We start from the raw sequence: 19,080 nt of genomic DNA, 5'->3' as shown, positions 1-19,080 counted from the left end.
CTTAGCGTTTGCGAAGCTTGATCCGGAAGGTCGTTCCTGTTCCCGGCTTGCTGTCCCGAAGGATGAGTTTTCCGCGGTGGTACGACTCGATGATGCGTTGTGCGAGGCTCAATCCAAGTCCCCAGCCGCGCTTCTTGGTTGAGAACCCGGGCCTGAAGACCTCTTTGCGGTACGTCATGTCGATCCCTTTGCCCGTGTCGGTCACGTCTATGTTGATATGCTCGGGACGTTCCGACAGCGAAATCGTGATCCTGCCAGCGCCGTTTTCGATCGCATCAAGAGCGTTCTTGATCAGGTTCTCGATGACCCACTCGAACAGCTCTCCGTTGACGTTTGCTTGAACCGGAGTCTTGTATTCGAGTGTGAGCTGCACTTTCTTGCCCGTCTGAGGGATCCGCCGCTGGAAATATTGAATGACCTTCTCGATGATCTCAACCAGATTCTCTTCCTTGAGGTCGGGCTTCGATCCGATGCGCGAGAAACGACTTGCAATCTTCTGCAAACGCTGCAGATCGTTGTCCATGTCGTGCAACGTTTCAACGACCGTCTCATCCCCGTTTCCGGTCTGGTGCCTGAGGAGTTCAACCCACCCCATCATGCTGGAGATGGGGGTGCCCAGTTGATGCGCAGTCTCGCGCGCCATCCCGACCCAGATGCTGCTTTGTTCGCTCCTCTTGATGTAGCTGAAACTGATGTAGCCGATAAGGATGAACACCGCAACGACGCCGAACTCGACGTACGGAAGAAGACGAAGCCGGGTGATCAGCTTCGACTCGCCATAGTGGACGTAGTTCAGGATAACATTCTCCCCGGCCTCGACTCTGATCCGTGGATTATGCATATCCATCTCCTGGATGAGGTCCTTCAGGAATGATCGCTGGGCGTCCGTGGATATCGTGGAGTCGAGCTTGATGTTGCGAACATACATCGGATACGGGGCAATGGGCTCATTGGACGAATCGGAAAGAATCATCGGGAAATCGATGTTGCGAACGATTTCTTCGACGACGAACGTGTAGTCGCCATTCTGCGTCGTGCTGCTTCCCATGTACTCAAACGACTTCGCGTACAGGCTGGCAATATTCTTCTGATTGACTTCGAGGTCGCTGACAATGGAGTGCGTGTACCAAAGCGTTCCAGCGACGATGACGAACGCAAGAATGAGGAGACCGACCTTGAGTTCGCTCGACTGAGGAAGCAGATTTCGATTGTGGTTTATCATTGCCGGTTTAACGTCCGGTGCGTCATGGGGATTAGCGGGCGATGAGTGTCTGGTCACGCCGCGCGCCGACAGAGACCATCCAGATCTTCGTTCCGAGGAGCGAGGCGAAAGCCTCCACATAGGCGCGTGCTCTTGCAGGCAGTTTTCCGTACGAGCGTACGCCCGATGTCGGTGATTTCCATCCTTTGAACACGCGGTACTCAGGCTCGATGTGCTCGAGCGTTCGCAGATCTGTGGGGAAATTTTCGATCTTCCTGTTCCCAACGCGGTACGCTGTGCATACCTTTATCTCTTCGAATTCATCGAGGACGTCGAGCTTCGTGATGGCCATTTTCTGGATGCCGTTGATCCTTATTGAGTACCGGAGGCTGACGAGGTCGAGCCATCCGCAGCGTCGCGGCCGTCCCGTGGTGGCACCGTACTCGCCGCCGGTTTTTCGCAGGCGCTCACCGGTTTCGTCATTCAATTCCGTCGGAAATGGACCGTTCCCGACGCGGGTGGAATATGCTTTGACCACTCCGATGACGGATGTGATGGCTGTGGGAGGGATCCCGAGGCCGGTGCACGCTCCTCCGCTGGTTGGACTCGACGACGTGACAAACGGATAGGTGCCATGGTCGACGTCAAGCAGCGCACCCTGCGCTCCCTCGGCGAGAATAACCTTCTTCCTCTTGAGAGCGTTGTTCAGATACAGCGATGTATCAGTAATGTATTCATCGATCTTCTTGTCAAACTCCTGATACTCGTGTATGATCTCGTCGACATCGAGTTCCTTTGAGTTGTACAACTTGCTGAACAGCTGGTTGTTTTCCTCGATGTTGCGTTTCAACTTCGCACAGAGAGTGTCCCGGTCGAGCAAATCGACGACGCGTATCCCGGTTCGCATGTATTTGTCGATGTAGGCAGGACCGATCCCGCGCCCCGTCGTGCCGATCTTCTGGTCCCCCTGCTCGCGGATGGAATCCAGCAGCTTGTGATACGGCATGATGAGGTGCGCGTTGTGACTGATGAGCAGCCGCCCCTTCATGGAGATGCCGAGGGAATGCAGTTGACCGATCTCCGTCATGAGCGCAACGGGATCGAGAACAACGCCGTTCCCGATGACACATGTGACATGCTTGTGGAAGATTCCGGAGGGAATGAGATGAAGAACATACTCCTTTGTCGTCATCCCGCCGGGTCCTTTCGAGGGGATGACGACGGTGTGACCGGCATTGGCGCCCCCCTGATAGCGTGCGACGATATCGACTTTCTCGCTGAGATGGTCGACGATTTTCCCTTTCCCTTCGTCCCCCCATTGAGCACCGACGATAATCTGAACAGGCATACGCAGTCCTTGAAGGCAGTTTTGAAATACGTGAAGGATCTTCTGTGCGGGAAGGGCTCAGCGATGGACTGAAAGACCGTCAGCGCCTCTGAATCGGTTGATCTCGGATCACTGATCGTCGCTTTCCCAAAAAGTGTAGCGAAAAAAAGAACGAAATACAAGACAGCCTCATTGCAGCCGTATCTTTGCCTTTCACTCGTTTATCGGTTATATTTTCACCACAAACCGGATCGACTGCTCATTCCCAAACCCTGAAGGTCAAGCGTGGATAAATTCGTCATTCACGGTGGAAAAAAATTACGGGGCACCGTTGAAGTCAGCGGCGCCAAGAATGCCTCGCTGGCTTTGATGCCGGCGACGCTCCTTGCTTCCGGAGAGTACGCACTTCACCGGACTCCCATGCTTCGGGACGTGACAACGATGTCGCGCCTGCTGGAGACCATGGGGCTGAAAATCAGCCGCACCGATCACACGCTTCACATCGATGCATCGGAGGTCACGAGTTTCGAAGCGCCGTACGAGCATGTCAAGAAAATGCGCGCTTCAATCTATGTGTTGGGACCGCTCGTAGGGCGGTTTGGACAAGCACATGTGTCGCTCCCCGGCGGGTGTGCGTGGGGTCCAAGGCCGGTCAACCTGCACATTGAAGGATTGCGCAAACTTGGTGCTCAGATCGACGTCGAGGGGGGGTATATCAGAGCCAAAGCGAAAAGGCTGCGGGGTGCGAGAATTGTCTTCGATGTCTCCAGCGTCGGAGCGACTGGAAACGTGATGATGGCTGCCGTCCTTGCGCAGGGCACGACTGTCATCGACAATGCCGCCATGGAACCTGAAATTGTCGCCCTGGGGGAATTCCTGATCCGTATGGGCGCGAGAATCGACGGGGTTGGCACGAATCACCTCGAGATTGAGGGCGTAGATTCGCTGCATCCGGCAGATTGTGTCACGATCCCCGACAGAATCGAGGCCGGGACGCTGTTGATCGCGGCAGCGATGACAGGAGACAAAGGTGCTTCGGTCCGAGTTGAACAGTGCAATCCGGCGCATTTGAGTGCAGTGACCACGAAGCTGGAAGATGTCGGGGCTCAACTCACGCTCGGAAAAGATTTCGTGGAGATCGTTCCGCCGGAAACCATCCGGCCGGTGAATATCACCACGTCGATCTATTCCGGCTTTCCTACCGACATGCAGGCTCAATGGATCGCCATGATGAGCCTCTCGAAAGGAACAAGTATTGTCACGGAGACAATTTATTCTGATCGCTTCATGCATGTGCCCGAGCTGGTTCGACTCGGCGCTGACATCACCGTCAAGGATAATATCGCCACGATCGTCGGCGTGGAACGGCTGACCGGCGCCAAAGTGATGTCCACAGACCTGAGGGCAAGCGCGTCGTTGATCCTGGCAGGACTTGCTGCCGAGGGAACAACGGAGGTGCTGCGCGTCTACCACCTCGATCGGGGTTATGAGCAAATAGAATTGAAACTCTCCCGGCTCGGCGCCGACATCGAGCGCGCAACAAGCGAAGAGTTCTAGCAAATTGTTGAGTTTCGAATTTCCAAAAAAAAGATGAACCGCCGAGGACGCCAAGATCGCCGAGTGTTTGATCTTTGGGAAGAAGAATACCTGATATTTTCTTCGTGTCTCTTAGGGCGGGCGGGAGAGTCACGAAAGTAGCAGGGGTTTGAGGGCTTCTTTTTTCCTCTCTTCTTCGTGACTTTGTGGTGGAGTCTTTCTTCTTTTCACTCGACATGGCGATGGTCAGAGAGTTGTTTTCATACAGGGCGCACAAGGTAGCAGTCATCCTGTTGTTCGTCATCTCTCTGGCGCTGACGCAGGTTCCGCTGTTCAATTATCTCGGGTATGAATTCTCCGCGGTTATCGCTCTTGTCTGGAGCCTCGCTGCGGGACTGCTGACCATTTCGCTCTGGAACAAGTCCTCCGCTGAATCATCCGTTGAACTCAAACCATTCCTCGTTCGCTCGATCGTACTTTCGCTTGTACCTCTTCTCATCCCGGCTCTCGTTATCAGCGTGAACGCGTTCTGTGTCAAGAACTGCTCGTTTCTGCAGGGTGCGATGCTGTTTCTGCTGATCGTCGTTCCGGGTGTTCTCCTTGTCCACGCGTTCTCGTTCCTCATCGCCGTGTCCATGAGGCGATGGAAGAAAACGATTTTCTTCCTGGGCTGGATAGTGATTCTCTCGCAGATCGGGTACGTCACGTTCACACGTCCTCAGATTTTCGCGTTCAATCCGATCCTCGGATATTTTGCCGGCCTTACGTACGATGAGACGCTCGTCGTCCTCAACCGCCTCCTGGTGTACAGGATCGGAACCCTGGCGTTTGGTGCGTTCCTGCTTATTGAGGCATGCGCGATTCATTATCGGCGGACGAGCATCACCGGAGAAAAACCGCAAGAGCTGTCGAGGATGATGCAGTCTCTGGCGGTGGTCTCCCTGGTACTTGCGGGAGCCCTCTACGGATTCAGTGACCGTCTCGGGATGTCTTCCTCGGAATCTTCGATCGAACAGACGTTGGGTGGAAGAACCGAAACCGAGCATTTTATCATTTCGTATCCTGATTCTCTTCTGAAAGGCAAGCGGCTCCAACAAGTTGCGCAGCTGCACGAGTTCTACTTCGATCAGCTTGTTCGGGCTCTTCGCGTCCAGCCCTCGAGGAAAATTCACACCTTTCTCTATGCTTCGTCTGATCAGAAGGGAAGACTCATCGGCGCCGGAGGGACGAACCTGGCCAAGCCGTGGCTGTGGCAGCTTCACATCAATCTCGGTGACGTTGATGGATCACTGAAGCACGAACTCGTTCACGTCCTTGCGGCGGAGTTTGGATTTCCGCTCCTGAGGGTTGGCGTCAACTCGGGGCTCATTGAGGGCCTGGCCGTGGCGATGGAACGCATGGAGTTCGAGGAGCCGATCAACCGGCTTGCAGGCATGGCATTCGCAGCCGGCGGCACACCTGATTTGGTCAGCCTGTTTTCTCTCTCGGGATTTATGAAAGCGCCTGCTGGGGTGAGCTACACACTCGCAGGCTCATTCTGCCGGTTTCTGATCGATCGGTACGGCATGCGACGGTTCAAGCTGTTGTACAGGACGGGTGAATTCGAAATCCTGTACGGCCAAACCCTCCCGGCGCTCCTGCATGACTGGCGGAAAACCATGACAGGGTTTCGGTACAGCGAGGCCGATCTCGCAAAGGCAGAGTATTTCTTCAAACGTCGATCAATCTTCGGCAAGGTCTGTGCTCGTGTGATTGCGAATCTCAACAAGGAGACCCGCTCGCTTCTCGTGCAACGAAAATATGATGAGGCGCTGGCGTCCGCAGACAAATCACTCAGCCTGACGGTCAACGCGGACGCGGTCTATCAGAAAGCAGCTGCCCTGTTGAGGCTCGGAAGATATTCGGAGGCGGTCTCCTTCACAAAAACGCAACTGGCGGACAGCGCCGCTGCATCGTCGTTCCTGACCCTGAAGCTATCGTTGGGCGATGCACTCTGGGGCGTGGATTCTCTCGAACCTGCGATGAAGGCGTATTCCGAACTTCTCCGCTCGCATCTGTCATCGTCGTGGGATGAGACGCTTGCGCTACGGCTTGAAATACTCCTCAAACCCGATCTCGCGCGTGAACTCAAATCATTCCTCCTCTCCTCCGTTGAAGATTCTCTGAGGATGGCAGCGGTTCAAAGGCTCGTTGCCCGCTTTCCAGCGGAGTCCATTCCCAGATACCTCCTCGTGCGAGAATTGAATTCGAAGGAACGATACGAAGAGGCGCTGCAATTGCTCGACAACGTCCCGCCGTGGAGGTCTCCCATCCTGGAACTGGCCCGTCAGCGCCGGCTTGGACAGCTCTCATTCGCTATCGGCAAATATGAGAAAGCAAAAATCTATTACTGGCAGTCACTCAATCACCTCTACCGCGATGTGCAGGGCGTTGAGCTCGAGGAACAGATCCGCCTCTGCAGCTGGATGGAATCATTTCGGCTCAGAATGAATTGATTTTCCTGCAACTTTTGGCTTAATTGACGTCGATTGCTGCAGTCCCACTAACCGCAAACGCTGTTCTGACGAATACTCCTGGAGATAACAATGAAAACAACAATAACTGATGTATGGGCGCGTGAAATCCTTGATTCCCGCGGAAATCCAACCCTCGAGGTCGAGGTAACACTTGAAGACGGCATCATCGGCCGCGCAGCGGTTCCAAGTGGTGCATCGACAGGCGAGAACGAGGCGGTCGAGCTTCGCGATGGAGACAAATCCCGCTACAACGGCAAGGGCGTTCTGAAAGCCGTCGGAAACGTCAACGACATCCTCTCAGAAGAGGTCGTCGGCTTCGATACCACCGACCAGGTTGGGATCGACAAGATGATGATCGCTCTCGACGGTACACCCAACAAAGGGAAGCTGGGTGCGAATGCAATTCTGGGCGTATCACTCGCGGTCGCAAAAGCGGCAGCCCAATCTTTTCACATGCCGCTCTATCGCTACATTGGTGGAACCAATGCCAAAATCCTGCCTGTCCCGATGATGAACATCCTGAACGGTGGAAGTCACGCCGACAACAATGTCGATTTCCAGGAATTCATGATCATGCCCATCGACGCTCCATCGTTCGCCGAAGCGCTGCGGATGGGAGCGGAAGTGTTTCACTCTCTGAAGTCGGTTCTCAAGAAGAAGGGATACAACACGGCTGTCGGAGACGAAGGAGGGTTTGCCCCGAATCTGAAATCAAACGAGGAAGCCCTGGAAGTCATTCTCGATGCAATCCAGAAGGCGAACTACAAGCCCGGCGAGCAGATCTACATTGCCCTCGACCCTGCGGCGAGCGAGTTCTTCGACAAAGACAAGAAGAAATACATCTTCTCAAAGTCGGACAAGTCTGAAAAATCCCCTGAACAGATGGCGAAGTACTGGGAAGGATGGACGAAACAATATCCGATAGCGTCGCTCGAAGATGGCATGGCGGAAAATGATTGGGAAGGCTGGAAGATGTTGACGGATGCGGTAGGCAAGAAAGTACAGCTTGTCGGTGATGATCTGTTTGTGACAAACGTCGAGTATCTCTCGAAGGGGATCGACATGGGCGTCGCAAATTCGATTCTGATCAAGGTCAATCAGATCGGGACGTTGACAGAGACGCTTGATGCCATCGAAATGGCCAAGCGTGCTCGCTACACCACCGTTCTGAGCCACCGTTCGGGTGAGACGGAAGACACGACGATCGCAGATATTGTGGTTGCGACGAACTCGGGGATGATCAAGACGGGCTCGGCCAGCCGCACAGACCGTATCGCGAAATACAATCAGCTCATTCGCATCGAAGAGGAACTCGGCACGAACGGGTACTATGCGAGCTTCGGCGCGCTGAATCAGAAACTAGCTTGATAGTCCACGTATCCTCTAGACTCGGGATGGATTGCATATGACAGAGATAAAGTTCGGAACGGACGGGTGGCGCGGTCTGATTGCTGCCGACTTCACGTTTGACAATGTCGCCAAGGTCGCGCTCGCGACCGCGAACTATTTCAAACGGCACAAGAGGATCAAAAACGGGATCGTGATCGGGTACGACTCAAGGTTCCTCAGCAAGGAATTTGCGCAGACGACTGCGACGATTCTCGCGGACAGAGGGATCAAGGTCATCATCTCCGACAAGATCTCGTCCACGCCCATGGTGTCGCTCCTGACGGTGAAGCTGAAAGCGGCAGGCGGCGTTGTCATCACCGCCAGCCATAACCCGGCACGGTACAACGGTTTCAAGATCAAGGGAGACTTCGGAGGTCCGGCTCATCCTGAAATGATCGAAAAGGTTGAGAAGGAACTGAAGAAAGTAATCAAGTCAAAAGTGGTGAGTAAGAAGACGTATGCGGAGCTGGTGGAGAAGGGGACTATCAAAGAGATGGACTTCACCTCCGTCTATGTCGAGGATCTGAAAACGAAACTTGATTTGCCCCTGATCGCTTCGTCGGGGATCAAGATCGCCTACGACGCAATGTACGGCGCCGGTCAGGGTGTGTTCTCGCAGCTGGTACCGGTTCGTGCAGAGCTGCGCAGCAGCTATAACCCTTCGTTTGGAGGCGGCCATCCCGAGCCGATTGCTCAAAACCTCAAAGACCTCGCTTCAACGGTTGTCATGAAGGGATGCGACATCGGCATCGCGACCGACGGGGACGCCGATCGCGTCGGAGCACTCGATGAAAATGGAGCTTTTGTCGATTCCCACCGTATCTTTGCCATCCTGCTGAAATACCTGGTAACGGAAAAGCACCGGACCGGCGAAATCGCCAAATCCCTTTCCGTCAGCCAGATGATCAACAAAATGTGCCTGAAATACGGGCTGAAGCTGCACGAGACCCCGGTAGGGTTCAAACACCTCTGCCGGCTTATGACCGAGAGAAATATCCTGATCGCTGCCGAGGAGAGCGGTGGATTGGGACTCAAGGCGCACCTGCCGGAACGCGACGGCATCTACGTCGGACTGCTGCTCGCGGAAGTGATGGCAGCGCGCAAGCTGAAACTGAGCGAACTTGTTGAGGAACTGATGCTCGAGTTTGGCTGGCACTACTACAACCGCATCGATGCCCACATGACGGAAAAGCAGAAACAGAAGACTCTGGCCGGTTACAAGAAAGGGGTCAAGAGCCTCGCGGGGATGCTGGTGAGAAAAGTGGAGACGGGGGATGGCTACAAGTTGTTTTTCGACGGTGGCTGGGTGCTGGTGCGGGCGTCAGGCACGGAACCGTTGATCCGGTTCTACGCGGAAGCCGACTCTGTGTACAGAGTCGATTCGCTCCTCAAGGCCGCGATGGAAGTCTGACGCCGGATTCCCCAGGTCGCTCGTCGGGGGCCCGGCAACGCGCAAACAGGAAGTACGGAGTGGGTTCCAAAACCTCCCTGATTCCACAGCGGAGGTTTTTTTTGTCGATTTGATATGGAGTATCTCGACGCCATCATGACCAGAAGAGTACCATTTGTGTTTGTTCTCGCTGCTTGCCTCGCTGCCGGCGCCCAATCGGAAAACAATCCGAAATCCGCCAGGGCAGTCCGGACAACCGTGGCGCCGGTCATTGACGGCAATCTCAACGAACCCCAGTGGAAGCTGGCACAACCGATTTCCGATTTCACGCAGCAGGATCCCGATGAGGGAGCCCCGGCAAGCCAGAAGACCGAGATCCGCATTCTCTACGATGATGATGCCATCTATTTCGGATGTACGATGTACGACAACGAACCGTCAAAGATCGTCGGCCGTCTTGCACGGCGGGACGATCAGCCGGTCTCTGACGTTTTGTCGATCTGTCTGGATTCCTATCACGATCACCAGACGTGTTTCGAATTCATCGTGAACGCCGCGGGGCTCAAAGCGGATATTCTGCAGTACAACGACGGTGTCGATCTGGACAAAACCTGGGATGCGGTCTGGGATGCGAAGACATCGGTCACCAGCGACGGATGGGTTGCGGAAATCAAGATCCCGTTCCACGCACTTCGCTTTTCTCAACAGGAGATCTATGAGTTTGGGCTGCAGGTGATCCGCCGGATCGCGCGCAACAACGAACGGCAGATGTGGGCATTGGTCCGGAAGAGCGAGAGCGGTTTCATCTCGAAGTTTGGCCGCCTCGAAGGAATAGAAAAACTCCGTCCATCCGCAAATCTTCAGATCATTCCGTATGTCGTCGGGAGCGGCAAGTTCGTGCCTGCTTCGCCGGCGTTTCCCAACGGACATGATTTCTCGCCGAATGCGGGCTTCGATTTCAAGTACAGGCCGGGAAGCGGTCTCACGATTGACGCGACGATCAACCCGGACTTCGGACAGGTGGAGGCAGATCCGGCGGTCCTCAACCTCACGACGTTTGAGACGTTCTACCCGGAGAACCGGCCGTTCTTTATCGAGGGGACACAAATCATCCGATTCACAACTTTTGGCGGGCTGGCTGGACCAGGATTGTTCTACTCACGGCGCATAGGCCGGGCGATTCAGGTGGCGGCCCCCCCGGGCGGGTACGTGCTGGATCAGCCGAGGTTTGCCACGATTCTGGGAGCGGCGAAAATTTCTTCGAAGACCGCCGGGGGGCTTTCCGTCGGAGTTCTCGAAGCGGTGACAAGAAAAGAGACGGCGACGCTTGTTGACTCGACGGGCAATCGAACAACACAAGTTGTGGAGCCGTTGACGAACTACAGTCTCATCCGGCTTCGCCAGGACCTGATGGCGAATTCGAACGTCGGCATGATCCTCACTTCGGTGAACCGCGACGGTCGCCCGCCGGCGATGACCGCCGGGATCGATTGGAGCCTCAAGTTCCTGGAGAGCGTGTACCGAGTCGATGGGTTTCTCGCCGGTTCGCGAACGTCGAACAACTCGAGCTCCCGTGTCGACGGCACGGCAGGGAAATTCAATTTCAGCAAGGATGGCGGCCCTCATTGGCGCGGGTCGCTCTCGTTTGACTTCACCGCTCCGAAATACAACGTGAACGATATCGGCTTCTTCCGGCGGCCCAACGACTATGGCTGGGTGGGACAAGTTCTGTACCGGGATGACGAAGTGACATCCCTCAAGCGTCTCTGGAGTCTCAGCTCGATGTATCACCTTCGCCGCAATTTCGACGGGGCGGAACTCATCAATTCGATTACTCTCGATGGCCAGATTACGCTGCCGAACTGGTGGTTCATCGATCTCACCGCATCACTCGATCGCGGGCAGTACGATGACCGCGAGTCACGCGGATACGGACTGTACAGAAAACCCGGCACGCAGAGCCTCAGCCTCGACGTGAAATCAGACAAGCGCGAACTCGCCGTGGGAGAAGTGGTCTTGACCTGGGGGAGCGACCAGCGCCTCGGCCGCTTCCTGTCGATGAAAGGCGATCTGGAACTCAAGCCAGCCTCGAATCTCACGCTGCAGTTCGATCTGGAACGATCGGTGCGGCGGAATGAATTCGCGTGGGCGGACAACGTTGTACCTGCCTGGTCATCTTCCCTGGCAGCCGTTTCCCCGGTTTTCGCAAACCGCACGACGGATAACTGGAGCCTCACAACGAGGGGGTCGTACGTCTTCGCGACGGACCTTACCATTCAGGTGTATTTCCAGATCTTCCTCGCGAAAGGGAAGTACGACAACTACCAGGTGATGCTTGCCCCCGATCGCTTCACGCAGTACCCGCTCTACGCGCGACCGGATTTCAACGAGCTTTCATTCCATTCGAACGTCGTCCTGCGATGGGAGTACTTGCCCGGCAGCACGATGTATCTTGTCTGGTCGCAAGCACGGCTCGGCGGACGCGGAACGTACGAAAGCACACTCACCGACAGCTTTAGTAATACGTTTGCTCTTCCGTCGGATAATGTGGTCCTGCTGAAAGTCAGCTATTGGTTGAGTATGTAGATAGATTGTCGATTTGCAAATACCGATTGAAAGACACGTCGACGAGTTGATAATCCACGTGTGATCGGACCGACTATAACCCCAACCAAAGAACGGTTGGCTAATGGAAAACATCGTCTCCCATCGTTCCAATGATGAATCGATCTCTCTGTTTCCCGATTTGTTTCCTGCTCATTCTCTGCGGCTCGCTGGTCGCCGGAAGCAACCCGAAAAAAGCCACGGCTGTTCGTACTCCCGTTGCGCCGCGCATCGATGGTGTGCTCGACGAGCCCGAATGGAAGTTAGCGAAGCCCGTGAAGGATTTTCTGCAGCAGGACCCGGATGAAGGTGCGCCGGGGACGATGCCTACGGAGTTCCGGATTCTGTATGACGATGAGGCAATCTATTTCGGCTGCACCATGGATGACCCTGATCCGTCGAAGATCATCGCTCGTCTCGTCCGGCGGGACGATGAGGTGTTATCAGACAATATCTCCATACGAATCGATACGTACCACGACCATCAGACGAACTTCGAATTCACGATCAACGCGGCAGGAGTAAAGATCGATATCCTGCAGTACAACGATGGACAGTTGGAAGATGCTTCGTGGGACGCCGTGTGGGAGGTGAAAACAAGAATAACCGGGCGTGGATGGATTGCGGAAGTCAGAATCCCCTTCCGCATACTTCGATTTCAGCACCGTGAATCGTTTGAATGGGGGCTGCAGCTCTATCGCCGCATCGCGCGGCTGAACGAATTGCAAATGTGGGCCTTGAGGAGCAAGAGCGAAGGAGGTCACACATCGAAGTTCGGTCATCTTGTCGGCATCGAACATATCCCTTCGACGTCAAATGTCGAAATCATTCCGTATGCTGTGGCGGACGCGCGGTTTGTGCCAAAATCACCGAGTTACCCGGATGGTCACGAAATAAAGCCGAATGCCGGGTTCGATTTCAAATACAGGCCAGCGAGCGGCTTCACAGTGGATGCGACGGTGAATCCCGATTTTGGCCAGGTGGAAGCAGATCCGGCAGTTTTGAATCTCACAACGTTTGAGACATTCTATCCTGAGAAACGGCCCTTCTTTGTCGAAGGGTCGCAGATTATGCAGTTCACGACGTTCGGAGGAGATTTTGGGCCGGGGCTTTTCTATTCCCGCCGGATCGGACGTGCGCTGGACGTCGAAGCTCCCGGGGGAGGGTACGTCCTGAATAAACCGAGATTTGCCACGATACTTGGAGCAGCCAAGATTTCCGGCAAGACGGCCAGGGGACTCTCCGTTGGCGTCTTGGAGGTGGTGACAAGAAAGGAAAGGGCGACACTCGTCTCGGCTTCCGGTGGACGAACTGAAACAGTGGTTGAACCGCTCGCGAACTACAGCCTGGTTCGCCTAAGGCAGGACGTTCTTGAGAACTCAAACATCGGCATGATCGTTACGTCTGTCAACCGTGACGGTGTTCTCCCCGCCATGACTGCAGGAGCCGATTGGAGCCTCAAGTTTGACGAAAGCATGTATCGCGTTGACGGATTCCTCGCCGGTTCGCGAACCACGATTCCTGAGGTAGGCCGCGCAAACGGTACGGCAGGCAAGTTCAATTTCAGTAAGGACGGTGGACCTCATTGGCGCGGGTTCGCTTCATTCGACTTCACATCGAAAAAATACAATATCAACGACATGGGATATTTCCGGCGGCCGAACGACTATGGCTGGATGGGGCAGGTCCTCTATCGCGATGATGAAGTGACGGAATCACGCCGGTTCTGGTCGCTGAGTTCCATGTACCATCTTCGCCGCAATTTCGACGGTGCTGAACTCAATCATTCGGTTAGCCTTGAAAGTCAGCTCACGCTTCCGAGCTACTGGATGTTCGAAGCGCGTGCAGAAATTGACCGGGGAAAGTACGACGATCGGGAAATGCGCGGCTATGGATTGTATAGAAAGCCCGGGACCCAGACTGTGGCGCTGGCGGTTGAATCAGACAAGAGGCAACACATCGTTGGCCATGGAGCATTCTCGCTTGGGTCCGATCAGAGAGCCGGCAGGTACTTTCAGATCATGGGGGAACTGGAGCTGAAACCGGCCACAAACATATCGCTGGAAATGGAACTTCAACGAGGCCTCCGCGAGCACGAATTCGCATGGGTCGCACATCTTACAGGCCCGCCGGATGGAACCATCTTTGCAGAGCGGTCGGCCGATGAATGGAGCCTCATGACGCGCGGGTCGTACGTGTTCTCCACGGAGCTCACGCTCCAGGTGTACTTTCAGCTCTTCTTCGCAACAGGAACGTTCGAGAACTTCCAACAGGTTTTCGGTGATGACCGCCATTTTGCACCGTACACGTGGTCGCTCCCGTCGCGTGATTTCAATGACCTCTCTTTCAATTCCAACGTTGTTTTGCGATGGGAATACCTCCCTGGGAGTACAGTGTACCTTGTCTGGTCGCAATCCCGGCAGGGCGAACGCGGATCGTACCGAAGCACATTCGGGGATAATCTAAGCAATACCTTCGCCCTCCCTTCGGACAACGTGCTTCTCCTGAAAATCAGCTATTGGCTGAGTATGTAGAGTATTCTCGATTGCCAATTGGTCAACAATAATCGACAATCGAAAACCGACAATCGACAATTACGATGAACCAGATGGATTCACCCCGTTCAACCAAGTTAAAGCACAATGACGAACTCGTCGTGCAGGTGGAAGACGCCGCTTTCGAGGGGAAGACTATTGCCCGATTGGAAGGATTTGTCATTTTTGTCGAGGGGGCCGTTCCCGGCGATACGGTGCGAGTCCGCATTCTGAAGGCCAAGAAAAATTATGCGGAAGCGAAGGTCGTTTCCCTGGAGAAGCCGTCGCAATACCGTGTGGCGCCGCGTTGCCGTCACTTCGGGTCATGCGGAGGATGCAAGTGGCAGCATGTCGAGTATCAGAAGCAGCTCCGGTTCAAGCAGCAGCACGTCGTCGATTCCTTCGAACGGATCGGCGGGTTCCCAAGCCCCAATGTACTTCCGATCATCGGTGCCGAGGACGTCTTCTTCTATCGGAACAAAATGGAGTATTCCTTCGCTGAGCAGGAATGGCTCGAAACTCCTCCTGAGAGCGTACCTGATCCAACCAACTCTAAACTCGAAACTCCAATCTCAAAACTCTTCCTGGGTCTTCACGTTCCCCAACGGTACGACAAGGTCCTCGAAATAACCGAGTGCCACCTGCAGTCGGAAGTCTCCAACGCGATCCTCAATTTCACCCGGGCATTTGCCCGACGCGAGAATCTTCCGGTCTACTCATCCGACGCTAACGAGGGTTACCTGCGTTTTCTTGTCATTCGAGAGGGAAAACGGACTCAGGAGACCATGGTGAACCTCGTCACGTTTGAAGATCGACCGGAAATCATGAAAAACTATGCCGGGGAGTTGCTTGCGGCAGTGCCTTCGGTGACGACAATCGTCAACACGATCAATTCCAAAAAGGCTCAGATCGCGTTTGGCGACACGGAGAAAGTCTATGCCGGAGAAGGGGTTATACGGGAGCGGTTGGGAGGGCTGTACTTCACTATTTCGTCCAGTTCGTTCTTCCAGACAAACACCGCGCAGGCCGAACGTCTCTACTCGACGGCGAAGGAGTTCGGCGCCCTTCAGAAAACGGACATCGTGTGGGACTTGTACTCCGGGACGGGGTCGATTGCCTTGTTCGTCTCGGACGCCGTACGACATGTTATCGGCGTGGAGTCCGTCGCAGATGCCGTGAACAATGCCGAGAGAAATGCGCTTTCCAACAAGGTCACGAATTGCAGCTTTGTGCTCGGCGATCTGAAGGACCGTTTGACGAAGGATCGTGCATGGATCGAATCACACCCGAAGCCGGATGTCATGATCATCGATCCGCCGAGAAGCGGCATGCACCCGAAGGTGGTAGAGGAGATCCTGAAGATCGCGCCGGGGCGGATCGTTTATGTCAGCTGCAATCCGGCGACGCAGGCGAGAGATGTGAAAGACCTTGCGGCGAAGTATGACATTGTAGCTCTTCAGCCCGTCGATATGTTCCCTCACACGTATCACATCGAAAACGTAGCCCGCCTCACTCTGCGCCAATAAAATACCAGGGCCAAGTGTTGTGTTTTGGAAAGACTTTGAATGAGCCCACAGCAGGCCACCGAGACTTGAGCGGGCCCCAACTCCAGTCCTTCCGAAACAAAGCACGTACCCCTCAACTCCTCTCTCACAGTCCGCATTCCCTGGCAAGAGAGGGGACGTGCAATTCCTGGATTCACGTCTGCCCACGGTCCTCCTCAGAGCTCAAACAGTGTCCTCTGTGTGTTGGATTGCCTGCAGGAGAGGGGGGGGCAGGGGTGTGTGCCTTTTCCCTTGAGCAGCCCGCAGGAGCGCCCCTCGGCTCTTAGCCGGATCAAAATCTCAGACCGCTTCTGGTTTTAGAAGAAGGATGCGACTGGTGACGACGAGGTGCAGTTACTTCGTTGCTCCCGGGGGGATGGGGCTATCTGTTTCGGTGCCGCTCACCGCGGAAAATGTGGAGTAAATCCAATAGATAAGTCCTACGCCGATGATGACGCCGGCGGCGATGAGATACCAGTTGGGCTTCTTATCGAGGAAGGCTTTGTCAAGCTTTCGTGCCTGCTCTGGAATAACAGTCGAGAGAAGGCTGCTGGAATCACCTGTGTAATCCACCCGCTCGTCATACAACAGCGCTGCTTCAGCGGAGCCCACGAGACGAATGTGGAGCACGTAGCGATCCTTCCACTGTTCCACCGACACGTGGACAATCTTGTCAACCTTCAAAACATTTCCCAGTTGAGCAAGGCAGGGCAAGGTATTGCAGCTGTCGATCTTCGAGAGGCCTGAGAGATCGAGGTTGTTCTTCAGCACGTTGTCCGGCATGACGTCGAACCGCTTCGACTCTGCAAGTACCTCGGCGAACTTCTGCTTCAGCCGTATGCCATCATCCGGGGAAACGCCGCGCGTTTCAAACGGCAGGACTACCACCCGTTCCCCGGCTCCGTTTGGTTCACTGACAGTCGCATTCTGACAAATGCCGTTTGTCACGAGAGTAAGTGACAACGAAAGGAAGAGCGTGATTTTTAGCCGGAGAAGGTTCATGATCTCGAAAGAGTGTACAAAACAAACCGGAAGAGTTCCATCGATTTCTTCTATTCTGAAATGCCGCCAGAACGGATCATTGGAATACCCGCCTTCTGACCAACCTCGAGAAATAGAGGCACGAGGCTTGGGGGAGCTACTCGGTGCCTTCCTTGAGCAAGACCGAAATGATACCGCCCGTACGTCCCGTTCCAAATCGCAAGGTTGCAGCGTTGTGATCGAGATAGTGGATCTCTCTCACTTGTGAAACATGGATATTCCTGAGCGACTCAAGCTCTCCGAAATACATGCCGTTAACATAGACAATTGGGAACTCCACGGTTTGGCCGGCAGGTGCGCCCTGCAGGCTTCTGGGGCCGCGGGACTTCAGAAAGAATGGCCGTTTCAGGCTGATGGCGTCGTAGGCATTCTGTGCCGTTGTTTCCGCGATTTCTTCTGCTGTCAGAATATCGCCTTGTCCCCTGCCTGTGGTTCCCTCCCGAGGAGCAACGCAGCCGCTGATCAGGACCCCGAGAATACATGCAAGCTGAGTTATCCGCATCGATCTTTCCTCCTGCGCCGGATGCTCGACACCATCCTGGAAAAAAGAGGCCCCGCAGGAAATGCGGGGCCCCAGTGTGAGAACATGCTGCCGGCCGCTGCTACTGGTTGGCAGGTGTCTTGTTGAATTGCGCGTTCGTCTGCTCGACCGGGCAGTTCGGGTTGGCGTTCGCTTCGGTCGTCGAATACAGGAACCGTTGCGGGAACGCTGTTCCCTTCGTCGGTGCCAGCGTCTTCGTCACCCCGGCAGAATCCTTATACGATATCGCGAAGTTCACCCGGCGCAGGAAACTGAATGCTTCCGTCTGGTGCATGAGGGAAGCATATGTCTCATTCAGAATGGCCTGCTGGAGGTCTGCCGTCGTCGGGAAATCTGTCGCAACAAACGCCGCGGATGTGTTCTTGAACACGTTGTTGTTGTAGGTCCGGGCATTGTTCAGTTCCGTCAACGCGCTCGCAGTATTGCCGAGACGGACATATGCCTCTGCCATAAGCAAGTGCGTTTCAGATGCACGGAAGATGGGGTATCCGGCATTGATCGCGTAAGCCCCGGTAGCGGTCGTGTTCATGTTATTCTGAGCTGCGTTGAAATAGAACGCGAGCCTTCCGGTCTCACTTGATTTGCCGTCGAACTTCTTCGCCCGCAACATGGGGATGATGAAAGTGTTGGCCGCATCCATGTAGCCGGTGCGAGAAGCCACCATGAAATCGTACCAGAGGTTCTGACTCTGATTCTGAACTGATCCATGGGTGGTCAGGACATCTTCCGATCCTGTAAGACTCGTGATGCCCAGTCCCCCCTCGGTGATGATCTGGTTCAGAATTGTTGCACTGTAAGCCTGGCCGCGGGCGACGTGCATGAGATAGCGCGCCTTCGCCGAATGACCAAGTTTTACCCAGCGTGTGGCACTTCCGCCCATTGATAAAGCATCTTGCGCAAGCGGTACCAGATTCGCATTGAAATCCGCGATTCCTTGATCAAGAACTTTCTGGACCGCCGTATAGACAGCGAGTTGACCGTCGAACTTTGGTTGGAAGTTTGGAGGCGTGATGGCCTCGGAATATGGAACATTTCCCCAGAGTGCTGCCACGTTTCCCATGTGCAGCCCTTCGAGGATCTCTGCAGCGCCTTTCAGGTTGAGCTGACCAGCGGCCGCGGCTTTGTCTTGTACGAGCCGGAGGTTGCCTAACGCTCCTGCGTACGCCGTGCTCCAATCATTGTTGAAATCGTCTGTTGTGCATGTATATGTCACGTAGGTGAGGAACTGACGGTCCGCACCGTTGAGTTGCTGTGACCAAATAGCCGCCAGATACGCCGGGAAGCCCTCTGTGAAGACGGTGAATGACAACTCCGCTCCATTGAAGACCTTGAGCGCCGACGCATCGGATGGCAAAAGGGGATTGGACTCGAAGCCGGTAACATACTTCTCACATCCGACCAATCCCGCCAGGAAAACTGCGACTGTGAGTATGATTATGAAATTTCTCATGATCGAA

General features: G+C 54.8%; 12 protein-coding genes. 7 read left to right on the top strand and 5 right to left on the bottom strand.

The window, feature by feature from the left end; genetic code table 11:
• Window position 1: 1 nt before the first annotated feature.
• Together NTU47_12795 and NTU47_12790 are read right to left on the bottom strand one after the other, a co-directional pair.
• Window positions 2–1,222 carry a HAMP domain-containing sensor histidine kinase gene (locus NTU47_12795; protein MCX6134684.1) on the bottom strand — a complete coding sequence of 407 codons (1,221 nt, stop codon included), beginning with the start codon at window positions 1,220–1,222 and terminating at the stop codon, window positions 2–4.
• Between the two features lie 31 nt (window positions 1,223–1,253).
• Window positions 1,254–2,549 carry an adenylosuccinate synthase gene (locus NTU47_12790; protein MCX6134683.1) on the bottom strand — a complete coding sequence of 432 codons (1,296 nt, stop codon included), beginning with the start codon at window positions 2,547–2,549 and terminating at the stop codon, window positions 1,254–1,256.
• A gap of 264 nt (window positions 2,550–2,813) precedes the next feature.
• On the opposite strand from NTU47_12790, the gene murA reads away from it, so the two are divergent.
• From murA to rlmD, 7 genes are all read left to right on the top strand, one after another.
• Window positions 2,814–4,085: a UDP-N-acetylglucosamine 1-carboxyvinyltransferase gene (gene murA, locus NTU47_12785; protein MCX6134682.1), complete on the top strand. Its 1,272-nt coding sequence runs from the start codon at window positions 2,814–2,816 to the stop codon at window positions 4,083–4,085.
• A gap of 188 nt (window positions 4,086–4,273) precedes the next feature.
• Window positions 4,274–6,559, top strand: a complete 2,286-nt coding sequence (locus NTU47_12780; GenBank protein MCX6134681.1) for a hypothetical protein — start codon at window positions 4,274–4,276, stop codon at window positions 6,557–6,559.
• Window positions 6,560–6,649: 90 nt separating this feature from the next.
• Window positions 6,650–7,948 (top strand): phosphopyruvate hydratase, encoded by a 1,299-nt coding sequence (eno, locus tag NTU47_12775; GenBank protein ID MCX6134680.1) that lies wholly within the window; start codon window positions 6,650–6,652, stop codon window positions 7,946–7,948.
• A 37-nt stretch (window positions 7,949–7,985) separates the two neighbouring features.
• The gene (locus NTU47_12770; protein ID MCX6134679.1) at window positions 7,986–9,380 is read left to right on the top strand and encodes a phosphoglucomutase/phosphomannomutase family protein; all 1,395 of its coding nucleotides are present in this window, start codon (window positions 7,986–7,988) and stop codon (window positions 9,378–9,380) included.
• Between the two features lie 135 nt (window positions 9,381–9,515).
• Complete coding sequence (locus NTU47_12765) at window positions 9,516–11,945, top strand: DUF5916 domain-containing protein (GenBank protein MCX6134678.1); 2,430 nt, start codon at window positions 9,516–9,518, stop codon at window positions 11,943–11,945.
• 131 nt (window positions 11,946–12,076) lie between these two features.
• Window positions 12,077–14,497, top strand: a complete 2,421-nt coding sequence (locus tag NTU47_12760) for a DUF5916 domain-containing protein (protein MCX6134677.1) — start codon at window positions 12,077–12,079, stop codon at window positions 14,495–14,497.
• 74 nt (window positions 14,498–14,571) lie between these two features.
• Entirely contained in the window at window positions 14,572–16,023 is a 1,452-nt protein-coding gene (rlmD, locus tag NTU47_12755) for a 23S rRNA (uracil(1939)-C(5))-methyltransferase RlmD (GenBank protein MCX6134676.1), read from the top strand.
• 372 nt (window positions 16,024–16,395) lie between these two features.
• Here the strand turns inward: rlmD and NTU47_12750 are convergent, their stop codons facing one another.
• The 3 genes from NTU47_12750 to NTU47_12740 form a co-directional block, all read right to left on the bottom strand.
• Window positions 16,396–17,043: a hypothetical protein gene (locus tag NTU47_12750; protein ID MCX6134675.1), complete on the bottom strand. Its 648-nt coding sequence runs from the start codon at window positions 17,041–17,043 to the stop codon at window positions 16,396–16,398.
• Between the two features lie 136 nt (window positions 17,044–17,179).
• On the bottom strand, window positions 17,180–17,584 hold the full coding sequence (locus NTU47_12745; protein MCX6134674.1) for a hypothetical protein: 405 nt from the start codon (window positions 17,582–17,584) through the stop codon (window positions 17,180–17,182).
• A gap of 100 nt (window positions 17,585–17,684) precedes the next feature.
• Complete coding sequence (locus NTU47_12740) at window positions 17,685–19,073, bottom strand: SusD/RagB family nutrient-binding outer membrane lipoprotein (GenBank protein ID MCX6134673.1); 1,389 nt, start codon at window positions 19,071–19,073, stop codon at window positions 17,685–17,687.
• Window positions 19,074–19,080 lie beyond the last annotated feature (7 nt).

The sequence above is a fragment of the Ignavibacteriales bacterium genome (assembly GCA_026390595.1).
Taxonomy (GTDB): Bacteria; Bacteroidota; Ignavibacteria; order UBA10030; family UBA10030; genus UBA9647.
Note: the sequence above shows the minus strand (reverse complement) of the source record. Positions and strands in the feature narration are given on the sequence as shown.

Bases quoted from the DNA above. Each gene is read 5' to 3' on its own strand.
- NTU47_12795 (MCX6134684.1), bottom strand. From the start codon at position 1,222: ATGATAAACCACAATCGAAATCTGCTTCCTCAGTCGAGCGAACTCAAG.
- NTU47_12790 (MCX6134683.1), bottom strand. From the start codon at position 2,549: ATGCCTGTTCAGATTATCGTCGGTGCTCAATGGGGGGACGAAGGGAAA.
- eno (MCX6134680.1), top strand. From the start codon at position 6,650: ATGAAAACAACAATAACTGATGTATGGGCGCGTGAAATCCTTGATTCC.
- NTU47_12770 (MCX6134679.1), top strand. From the start codon at position 7,986: ATGACAGAGATAAAGTTCGGAACGGACGGGTGGCGCGGTCTGATTGCT.
- NTU47_12765 (MCX6134678.1), top strand. From the start codon at position 9,516: ATGACCAGAAGAGTACCATTTGTGTTTGTTCTCGCTGCTTGCCTCGCT.
- NTU47_12760 (MCX6134677.1), top strand. From the start codon at position 12,077: ATGATGAATCGATCTCTCTGTTTCCCGATTTGTTTCCTGCTCATTCTC.
- rlmD (MCX6134676.1), top strand. From the start codon at position 14,572: ATGGATTCACCCCGTTCAACCAAGTTAAAGCACAATGACGAACTCGTC.
- NTU47_12750 (MCX6134675.1), bottom strand. From the start codon at position 17,043: ATGAACCTTCTCCGGCTAAAAATCACGCTCTTCCTTTCGTTGTCACTT.
- NTU47_12745 (MCX6134674.1), bottom strand. From the start codon at position 17,584: ATGCGGATAACTCAGCTTGCATGTATTCTCGGGGTCCTGATCAGCGGC.
- NTU47_12740 (MCX6134673.1), bottom strand. From the start codon at position 19,073: ATGAGAAATTTCATAATCATACTCACAGTCGCAGTTTTCCTGGCGGGA.